Annotated in this window: 6 protein-coding genes and 1 pseudogene; all 7 read left to right on the top strand. The window is 57.0% G+C overall.

Features of this window, described 5'->3' with window-relative positions; genetic code table 11:
- Positions 1-1,446: helix-turn-helix domain-containing protein (locus CPT76_RS17960; protein WP_105443805.1), on the top strand; the 1,446-nt coding region annotated here is incomplete at its 5' end.
- A gap of 372 nt (positions 1,447-1,818) precedes the next feature.
- Positions 1,819-3,156 carry an ABC transporter substrate-binding protein gene (locus CPT76_RS17955; RefSeq protein ID WP_105443804.1) on the top strand — a complete coding sequence of 446 codons (1,338 nt, stop codon included), beginning with the start codon at positions 1,819-1,821 and terminating at the stop codon, positions 3,154-3,156.
- Between the two features lie 30 nt (positions 3,157-3,186).
- Positions 3,187-4,122, top strand: a complete 936-nt coding sequence (locus CPT76_RS17950; protein ID WP_105443803.1) for a carbohydrate ABC transporter permease — start codon at positions 3,187-3,189, stop codon at positions 4,120-4,122.
- A gap of 55 nt (positions 4,123-4,177) precedes the next feature.
- Positions 4,178-4,678: pseudogene (locus tag CPT76_RS17945) on the top strand (carbohydrate ABC transporter permease); the annotation flags it as partial.
- A 21-nt stretch (positions 4,679-4,699) separates the two neighbouring features.
- Entirely contained in the window at positions 4,700-5,854 is a 1,155-nt protein-coding gene (locus CPT76_RS17940; RefSeq protein ID WP_258168569.1) for a glycoside hydrolase family 88 protein, read from the top strand.
- A 326-nt stretch (positions 5,855-6,180) separates the two neighbouring features.
- The gene (locus tag CPT76_RS17935; RefSeq protein WP_258168568.1) at positions 6,181-9,702 is read left to right on the top strand and encodes a putative Ig domain-containing protein; all 3,522 of its coding nucleotides are present in this window, start codon (positions 6,181-6,183) and stop codon (positions 9,700-9,702) included.
- Between the two features lie 595 nt (positions 9,703-10,297).
- On the top strand, positions 10,298-10,879 hold a 582-nt coding region (locus tag CPT76_RS17930), incomplete at its 3' end, for a xanthine dehydrogenase family protein molybdopterin-binding subunit (RefSeq protein WP_258168567.1).

Below are 10,879 nucleotides of genomic sequence, written 5' to 3'. Positions count from 1 at the left end.
GACGTGATCATCAGCGATATCAGCATGCCGCACTTTACCGGAATCGATATGATTCGCCGCATCCATGAAGAAGGGCTGCCGATCAAGGTGATCTTCATCAGCGCTTTCCAGGAGTTTACCTACGCGCGGGATGCGGTGGCTTACGGGGCGCTCGATTACTTGGTGAAGCCGATCATCAAGCAGCAGCTCGAATCGGTGCTCTGCAAAACGGCATCCCTCATCAACGAGCATCAGGAGGAAGCGATCCGCAAAGGAAAGCTGCAGCAGCTTGAGCACAAAATCCGTCAGGGCGAGCTGGAGTCGTGGCTGGCGCAGCTGATGGAGGGAACGCTCCAGCCCGGTTCCGCGCCTTACCGACATCTTGCGGGCGAGCTGCCGGGCCCGTTGTACAGCACCGGGGTGGTCTTGGCCGAGCAGCTTCCCGGCGACAGCGATAAGTGGAATGACAGGGAGACGAAGCTCGTGGAGTTTGCCGTCGGCAACATTTTGCAGGAAGTCGTCCGCCGGTCGGGATCAGGCCATGTATTTGTCCGATCTGGCCGGTTTCGTTACGTCGCCTGCCATGAGGGTCCCGAGGGAGCGTTAGAGCTGGCACAGGACGTGCAGCGCAGCATCCGGACCTATCTGAAGCTGAGCGTGACGATCGGGACCAGTCCAGCGGCGGCCGATTTCGGAAGCCTTCCGGAGGCTTGCCGGCAGGCGGAGCAGGCGCTTGGCCTGAAATATTTTGACGGACCGAACCGGGTTTATACCTACCGAGCCATGGACAACAAGCCGAAGCAGGATGAGCTGTACCGGCGTCAGCTGGCGGTGGTGAACGGCTTTACGGACGACAATTGGGAAGCGGTTGCAGAAGGGGTGGACCGCTTGCTCTCCTACATCTGCGTCAGCGCATACGGGAGCCGGTCGCTGGCGGTATCGACGGCGTTTTCGTCCGTCCTTTTGCTGGCGCAGGAATTGGGGAAATCAGGCCTATCTCTGCCTGAAGCCAGCCTGGATGCGCATGATGTTCAGCGGAGGCTGGAGCAGTGCGGCTCGTTCGCCGATCTACGGCGCGACATAACGGATACGGTCGAGAGGTTGTTCCGGATGGCCGGGGCGGAATCCGGCAATAAGGACAAAGCGCTGCTTGCCAAGGTGAAGCAGTATATTGAAGAGCACTATCCGGAGGAAATCACGCTGGAGTCGGCGGCCGGCATTACGTTCATGAATCCAAGCTACTTCAGCTTTTTTTTCAAAAAGCAGACCGGGATCAATTTCAAGCAGTACGTGACCGGCATCCGGATGAAACACGCGGTGCGACTGCTCCTGCACACCGATCTGATGGTGTATGAAATTGCCGAGGCCGTGGGGTATAACAACGCACGCCATTTCAGCGACATTTTCCGCAAAACGTACGGAAGCCTCCCGAACGATTACCGTCAGGACAAGAAAAGAAAAGCTTGACCGAAAGCTGCCCAAGTCATCCATCTACACACTGCCATAGGATACAGACCACCCTCCGGCCCGCCGGTTTAAAACGCCGTCAGGCGTTTTTTTTCTGCATTATAGAATTTATAATTTTTGGGGGTCCCCGCAAAGTATTTGGAATATGCACCGAAGTATAGGCTCCACTTTGTGGGGATGTTTCTTCAGGAAGTACTCGAAAATGCCTCACCTAAAACTCGAAAAAGTTCATTCTAGCGGCTTCCGCATTTTGATAACCTAAGACCAAGGATCGGTCCGGACGCGCGCGGCGCAGTCAATCGGGCGGCATGGAACCCACCGATCCGCACGATTCGAACCGTACCATTCACAAAAGGGGAGGCAACAAATCAGATGGCTCACAAATCCAAATTTCACATGCTCAGCCTGCTGCTGGCGCTCGTGCTCGTTCTGTCCGCATGCGGCAATGGCGGCACGGAATCAGGCGCATCCGGAACAAGCGGAGAAGGCTCTTCGGACAGAGAAGGCCAAGCGGCGAAAACCTCGTTTACGATCGGCTATGCCACCGGCGACCCGGCATCCAAGCAAGCGATATCCGACGCAATTAAGGCGTTTACTGAAGCCAATCCGAACGTCGAAATCAAGGACGTCAGCGAAGGGACGACTTCCTCTTATCTCGACTGGCTAAAGACGAAGGACGCGGTCGGCGAATTTCCCGATCTGGTGGAAATGCGCGATACCGAGGTCTTTCTGAAGGCCGGCAAAATCGTGGAGCTCCCCTCCGACCTGCACGATCTGTTCAGTACGCTGCCGGAAGTCGGCGGCAAGGTGTATAACGCTCCGCTGACGCTGAACGCCCCGCAGGGCATTATTTACAGCAAGCAGGCGTACGAGAAGGCTGGCATTACCGAAGAGCCGAAGACGTACGACGAGTTTTTGGCCGACCAGGAGAAGTTGAAGGCGAGCGGCATCACCCCGATCGTCGTCGGCGGCAAGGATATTTTCCATATGGGCTTCTGGCTGAACAAGTTTCTGATCGATGATGTGTATGCCAAAGACCCGGACTGGAACTCCAAGCGCACGGCCAAACAGGTGAGCTTTACCGACGCCAACGTGGTTCAGGCGATGACAGACTATAAGGAGCTGTTCTCCAAATATGTGGACAAGGGCTGGCTGAGCACCGCCGACAACCAGACGGCGTCCATCCTGGTGGCAGGCAAAGCCGCGCAGCTGTTCTCCGGTCCATGGATGTTCACGCAAATCCAGCAGGCGGATCCGAACTTTGCATTCGGCTTCTACGCGCTGCCGGACCGGGAAGGCCAACGCAATGTTATCGGTCTGCCGTCGCCGGCCGGCTGGACCTTGTCCGCCGATGCGGCCAAAGATCAGGCAAAAGTGGACGCCATGAAATCGTTTATCCGGTTTTTCTTCTCCAAAGAGCAGTACGCGAAGTATCTGTCCACGGTTAACGGCATTCCATCCACCAAGGAATCTGTGGAATACCAGGCGACCGAGCAGATGCAAACCGTTCTTGACCTGATGAAAGACGAATCGGTGACCAAATCGCTGGCGATCAACAACTGGTGGGGAGAGAATCAGATCCCGCCGCAATTCCGCAACTGGTATTACAAGCTGATGCAGGAAATGGTTCTGAAGAACGGCGACGTCGCGGAATATATGAAGAAGGCGGACGCCGAGTACGATACGGAAGTCGCGGCCAACAAGCAGTAAGGCGCATCTCAAGCAAAGGAGGATCCCAGCATGGCAATGCCTTATCCCGACAGTCATAACCAGATTCAGACCATGCCGATTCCGAAGAAAAAGCGAAAGGTGCAGCTCTACGCCCTGCTGTTCATTCTGCCGTCGCTCATCTTGTATACGCTCTTCGTGATCGTGCCGACGGCAAGCAGCGTCTATCTCAGCTTTACCTCCTGGGATGGCGTGAGCAGCGACGTTCACTACATCGGATTTGCCAACTTCGTGGAGATCTGGCACAGCGATCGGGTGCACAATGCGCTGAAGAACACGCTGATTCTGACGGTGTCGCTCGTTGTCCTCGAGAACGTGGCCGCCCTGCTGCTGGCGGTGCTGGTGGATCAGGTGCGCTGGTTCCGCAATCTGTTCCGCAGCATCTTTTATTTTCCCGTCCTGATGAGCGGGGTGGTCATGGGGTTTATCTGGACAATCATTCTGAATTACAACTTCGGCGTCTTCAATCAAATATTGGATAAAATTGGGCTGTCCTCGCTTATGGTCGATTGGCTGGGAAGTCCGAAATACGCGATGGTATCGATCATTTTGTCCACAGTCTGGAAATCGGCAGGCTATTATATGATCATTTACCTCGCCGGCCTGCAGAGCATTTCCGCCGATCTGACAGAGGCCGCCTCCATAGACGGGGCGAACCGGTGGCAGCAGTTCCGGCACGTGACGTTTCCGCTGCTCGCCGGATCGATGACCGTATGCTCGGTATTGTCCATGATCAGCTCGCTGAAAATTTTCGACCAAATCGCGGTGATGACCGACGGCGGGCCCGGATTTGCCACGGAAACGCTGACCTACATCATTTATAAAGTCGGTTTCGGCGAAATGCGGCAGGGATTCGGAACCGCGATGGCGATGGTGCTATTCCTGCTGATCCTGGTCATTACGGTCATCCAGGTGAAGTTTTTGCGGAAAAGGGAGGTGCAGCTGTAATGATGGAACAACGGCGCAAATGGAACGACGTGCTCATGTTTATCGTGACCTTGACCTTGCCGGGATGATGATTCCGTTCCAGGCGTACATGATTCCGCTCTTTAAGGAACTGAAAATGCTCGGCATGTACGGCAATCTGATCGGGCCGATCGCCATTTATGTGTCCGGCTCGGTGGGCTTCGGCTGTCTGCTGTACACCAGCTTCCTCAAAGGGGTTCCGCGCGAAATTGAGGAGTCTGCCGCCATCGACGGATGTTCCCGCTACGGCATCTTTTGGCGCATCGTTTTTCCGCTGCTCGGCCCGTGTACCGCAAGCATGGTCGTGCTGCAGGGGCTGGGGATCTGGAACGACTTCCTGATGCCGATGCTGGTGCTGCCTTCCGGGCAGCCCAAAACGATGATCGTGGAAATCTTCTATTATGTCGGCGAGTTTTCGTCGCGCTGGGATATGATTTTTGCCGGGACGACGATGTCGATCGTGCCAGTGCTGATTGTGTTTGTTTTCCTGCAAAAGTACTTTGTGAAGGGCCTCGCGTCCGGCGCAATCAAGGGGTGAGTCATAGATGGTCAAAAACACGTGGAAAAGCCGGCGCCGCAGGCCGGATTGACGGCGGAGGAGCGGCAGTGGCTGGATGGCGTATGGGATAAGCTGCAGGTGAAAATGTCGGCTGAAGTGGACCGGATCGGCGACCGGATCCCGTATATTCCGGAGAACAGTGTATATCGCGAAGATAAGGCCGAGACGGATATTTACTGGTGGACCAACGGGTTCTGGCCGGGGATGCTCTGGCAGATGTACCACGCCACAGGGGACGCCAAGTACCGGGCGGCGGCCGAAAGCGTCGAGCGCAAGCTGGACGCCGCGCTGGAGGGCTACGACGGCCTTCATCATGACGTCGGCTTTATGTGGCTGCATTCGGCGGTCGCCAATTACCGCCTGACCGGCAGCGCCCGCGCCAAAACACGCGGCATGCACGCTGCGAATTTGCTCGCCGGACGCTACAACCCGGCGGGCCGGTTCATCCGCGCCTGGAACGACGACTGCACCGGGTGGATCATCGTCGACTGCATGATGAACATCCCTCTGCTGTATTGGGCAAGCCGTGAGACGGGCGATCCGCGCTTCGATGTTATCGCACGGCAGCATGCCGCCACGACGCTGGCGAACGTCGTCCGCCCGGACGGCTCATGCAACCACATCGTCATTCTCAGCCCGGAGGACGGTTCGTTCGTGGAAGCGCCGGGAGGCCAGGGCTACGGGACCGGCTCCGCCTGGTCCCGCGGGCAGGCGTGGGCGCTGTACGGCTTCGCGCTGAGCCACCGTCATACGGGTGAAGCCCGGTACCTCGAGGCGGCCAAGCGGGTCGCGCACTATTTCATCGCGAACGTGGCGGCGACGGGCTATGTCCCGCTGGTCGACTTCCGGGCCCCGGTCGAGCCGGTGGCCTGGGACACGACCGCCGGCATGTGCGCGGCCTGCGGCCTGCTGGAAATCGCCGAGGCCCTGCCGGGACTGGAGAAGCCGCTGTACATGAATGCAGCGCTCCGCATCCTGCAGGCCACGGACGAGCGCTTCTGCAACTGGAATCCGGCCGAAGACGCCATCGTGGGCGGCGGAACCGGTTCGTATCATGGTCGCAACGGGGATTACGCCGTGCCGATCATCTATGGAGACTACTTTCTGATCGAGGCGGTGCTCCGCCTGAAAGGAACGGACTTCCTGATCTGGTGAACGGGAGAGGCGAATCCAGTCCGAATGCCGATCTAAATAAAAACCGAAAGACCCTGTCCACCCGTTGACGGGGTCTTTGTTCAACTGCCAAAAAAAGCAGCACATGCGCCTAAAGAAACTGCATTCCAGGCATGGCGGTCATTTTTTAAGATAAGAAGGGAAGGCCGGTCGTCTAAATCAGAACAAATTTGTAAGCGGATTCATCCATTCCCATATCCAAAGGAGGAATGCGAAGAAGCATACCAGCCCAGAGCGCTGGAACTGAGGAGGGTAGTTGACAGAGCAATTCGACTTAAACGGCAGTACATTTTCAGAAGGAAAGGAAGATGATCATGGAAGTGAAGCATAAGGCTCCGTTCAGTCAGGTTTGGAGGCGTGCGGGCATCGTGCTATTGACGATCTCACTGCTGATCCCGCTGTTCCCTTCAAACCGGGCGGCGGCAGAGACCGCATCCGGTAACAGGGATGCTGCAATTACAGACTACCGGGTGGATATTCAAGAAACGGTCAGCAACGGATTCAAGCACCCCGGCATCGGATTAACAAAAGAGATTCTGGAAAACGTGCGGACTCAGGTCCTGGAAAAAAAGGATCCCTGGTATTCCTACTACCAGGCGATGCTTGTCTCGACATGCGCGGCGAAGAATGTCACCTCCAGCAATCAGAGCGCGGCCGATTCGTCCAAGCCGGGGAGCGACGCGTTCGACAGCCAGGGGATCAATTCCAGATTTATTGCCGACGGACTGAAAGCTTACACGCAGGCGCTGCTGTACTATATTACTGGAGACGAGACATACCGGGGAAATGCGCTGCACATCATCCGGATCTGGTCCCAGATGGATCCGGCTAAATACAAGTATTTTCAGGATGCCCACATCCACACGGGAATTCCGCTGAACCGGATGGTAACCGCGGCGGAAATTCTGAGATATACCAGTTACCGCACGGAGAGCTTGAAGTGGACGGAGCAGGATACGGCCGATTTCACGAACCATCTGATCACACCGGTGATCGAGACCTTCCAGCATGACAACAACCATTTTATGAATCAGCACACATATCCGCTGCTCGGGGCGATGGCGGGTTATATTTTTACCGACAACCGCGAGCGGTACGATGAGGGCGTCGAATGGTTCACCGTCAATAAAACCGCTGTCGACCAGGGCATCAACGGCTCTATCCAAGCGCTCTTTCGCTTGGTGGATACCGATGCCGTGACCGGTGAGAAGCTCACAACTCCGCGTGTACAGCATGTTGAAATGGGGAGGGACCAAGCCCACGGCGGCGGCGACCTGAACAATGCGGCCATTCTGTCGCGGCTGCTGCTGGCACAGGGAACGAAAGTGGACCCTGTCAAAGGCACGGTTTCAACCGCCAGCAACGCCGTGAACTCTTATGAATTTTTGAATAACCGGATCTTGAGCGCGGCCGATTATTTCAGCCGTTACATGCTGGGCTACGATACCCCGTGGACCCCGGTGGCAGCGAGCATGGAACCGGACGGCAAGCCGCTCATCATCTACAAGCAGCTGTCCGAAATGTACCGGGGGAGAATGGTCACGACGAATTTTTGGGACATCTATTTCTATTACAAGTACACCGAAGGCATGAACCTGAAGAAGGAGGCTCCTTATCTAACCGAAATGTTCGAGAAGCGCCCGCCATCCAACTATTATTACAAAGGCAATCTGGAACAGGCCTGGGACAACGTCGACGGAGGCGGGGACTTCTGGCTGTACATTCCGAAAAAGGCCGGCGCCGAAGGAAGTAAGCTCGTTCCCAAAGCACAGCAGGACAGCGCGCGGATCGACGTCGAAGAACGCTATACGGCATTTGACAAAAATGCAGCGACCCGGAAGGACGGGGAGGTTTCGTATATCGAGGTCAAAGCAACGGAGAACGGCAGCAGGCTGGCGCCGCTGAACGTGGCTTACGGCGACCGCTCGAAGCCGCTCCTGGTCGGCTTGAGGTTCCGGACGAACGGCCCGGCGCAGCTAGCGATGAGCAGGGCGATGGGCTCCGCGCCTTATCATACGCTGACGCTGCCGGATACCAAGGGCGAGTGGAGGTACATCACTTATGATATGGGCATCGATCATGTGACTTACAGTCAGGTCGACCCCAACCACAGCATCGTGTACTGGAAGGTGACCGGTCCCGGAACAAAGGTAGGCATCGACAGCTTGAACGTCAAGGCAGGGGAGCAGCTGACCCCGCCGGTATTTAAGACGGGGAGCGGCGATCTGGAGCGGGTCGCTTATGTGGGTGCCGCAACGTCTTATGATTTTTCGGCCACCGACCCGGGTCCAAGCGATCGCGTGACCTATGAGGCGGAGGGGCTGCCGGCGGGCGCCGAGCTGGACCCAGCCACCGGGATGTTCAGCTATAAGCCTGTGCAGGCCGGTAGTTACGCCTTCACCGTCACGGCAACCGACGGAACGACCGTCGCGACACGGAACGTCCGCTTCGAGGTGACAGAAGACAGGAAGTCTGCCGTAGATGCCGCGGCAGCGCTTTATGACGCCAACACGGGTTACGTGTCCTCGTCGCTGGAGCGCTTTAAGCAGGCCTATGCTGATGCACTGGCTTCCATCGGGGAAGCAAGCGATGAGCTCTTTGATCGCAAGCTGTCCGACGTTCTGCAGGCGGCAAAGGAACTGAAGCCGTTAACCCCGCATCTTCCCGACGGAAGCCTGGATTATACGGCGGGGGTCGTGGTGGCTTCCTCTTTCGGCGATTACCTGAGCAGTCTCACGGATGGGGACGATAATACCTTTGCGGCCTATGGACTGGCTGCCGATCTGTACCACACGATCGATTTCGGCAGCAGCTTCAAAGTGTCCGCAGACGCCTTCCAGATCCAGGGACGGCGAAGCTTTCCGGAGCGGATCGCGGGCATCGCGGTGCTCGGCTCCAACGACGGCGAGACCTGGACCCGCTTAACGTCCGGTATGACCGGGCTCACGGAGGATATGCAGAGGCTGGAGGTCGACGAGGCTTACCGGCAGGAGCCGTTCCGCTTTTTGAAGATGCAGATGATTGCACCGCAGAGCACCATGCTTGAAGTGAGCGAATTCCGGATCGAGGGACAGCGCCACGAAATCCATAACGATCTGGACTCGGTGTCGATTGCATCGGAGCGTGCCCTGAAGCAGCGGGTCGTTCCCGGCGACCCGGTTCAACTATCCTTTACTTCCAAGGAGACGATCAGCCAAGTGAAGGTCAGCATCCAGGGTCAGGAGGCCGAAGTCCGCACGGATGATCAGCGCCATTGGACGGCGGACACCGTGTTATCGGATGACGCACCCATAGGGAACGTCAAGTTTAACATTACCTATACCAAGGCAGACGGAACACCGGGAACACCGCAGGTATTGACGACGGATAACTCGAAGCTGTTCGTCAGCCGGAACGATGACGTCATCGATGCCCTGCAAGCGGCCGATTTCATCGATTCAACCGGGCGGGCGGCGGCGGACACCCTTAAAAATGTCGCGAATCTGTTCGATGCCGATGCCGATACCATTTCCGACTTCCGCCTGAACGGGGGCGGGGCCGGCGGATATATCGTTTTTGACTTTAAAGAGGGCCATCAAGCACAGCTCACAGGCGTGGAGCTGATGGCAAGACAGGACAGTTATTTTTCACGGATCAAAGGGACGGTCGTCCAAGGATCCAACGATCTGACGGAGTGGACGGCGTTGACATCGCCGGCGCAATCTACCGCAGACTGGCAGGTGCTGCCGGTCAACGGAAAGGAAGCCTACCGCTACATCCGGATCTACAATGCCGGCACCTGGTTTGGCAATATGGCAGAGCTGCGGCTGCACGGCACGGTGCAGTCCTAGCTCAGCCGTTAAGCTTTGTCGAAGCCGAAATTGGCTCGGCAGCCACGTCATTCCGCCTGCGTGCCGAAAAGTCACGCACGTATACCATTACGTACAGGGCGACCGATCAAGCGGGAAAACAAACGGCCCGTACGGTCACCATCACGGTGCCGCATGATCAGTCCGGCGATTCGTCAAATATAGATTTGGCAGAGAAAAGCCTTGGAGCGGATGAGAAGGCTCCGAGGGTGGAGCTCTGAATCCGAAAGCAGGTCACGATACACAGGGATGGGAATGAACCCGCTGCTGCCCGACGGACAATGTATGTCCGCCGGGCGGTTTTTTTAGATTAAGAAAGGTATAAGCTTCAGCGCCTGAGCTTCCTTATATCGCTGGAAAAACTGCTGCTATACGCGGTCTGTCTTCATTGAATGTGCATCGATAGACTTCTTTTACTGAGGTTGTGCGCTAAACCCGAATACTAGGGACAATGCATTTCCCATATAAATAGGCAGTAAAGGATGTGCATCTATCACAACTATGGGGATGAAAGGAGGGAGCCGAAATCGCCTCGTCCATCGGAAAAGAAATTCTGAGAAAGGAATCCGGGCAGAAAGTGACCGGGGCGGCCCGTTACACAGGAGATACCTCGAAACCTGGCCTGCTGCACGCCGCCTTGGCCGTCAGCCCGCATGCCCATGCCCGGATGCTGTCGATCGATACCTCCGCGGCCCGGAGTATTCCGGGCGTCCGTGCGGTCATCACAGGAGAGGATTTTCCGGTGCTCACCGGTTCTCCGCTGGAAGACCGGCCGCCGCTGGCCTTAGACAAGGTGAGATATTTCGGCGAGCCGGTCGCCGTGGTGGTGGCGGATGCGGAATATATCGCGGAAATGGCGGCGCTGCAGGTCCGCGTGGAATACGAGCCGCTGCCGCTTGTTCAGTCCCCGCTGGAGGCCTATAAGCCGGGTGCCCCGCTCATTCATGAACGTCTGGCCGAGTATAAGCATTATGAGGAGGTGTATCCGGAGCCCGGCACCAACGTTGCAAGCCGCAACCGGATCCGCAAAGGAAACATGGAGGAAGGATGGAGCCGCAGCGTCCACACGATCGAGGTCCGGGTGAGCATGCCGCAATCCGACCATGCCGCGATGGAACCGCGCTGCAGTACGGCGGAGCTGCTGCCGGACGGCAAAGCC

The organism is Paenibacillus sp. AR247, assembly GCF_002968895.1.
GTDB classification, from domain to species: domain Bacteria; phylum Bacillota; class Bacilli; order Paenibacillales; family Paenibacillaceae; genus Paenibacillus_AQ; species Paenibacillus_AQ favisporus.
The sequence above is the reverse complement of the archived record's forward strand: the minus strand, read 5'-3'. Positions and strand labels throughout refer to the sequence as shown.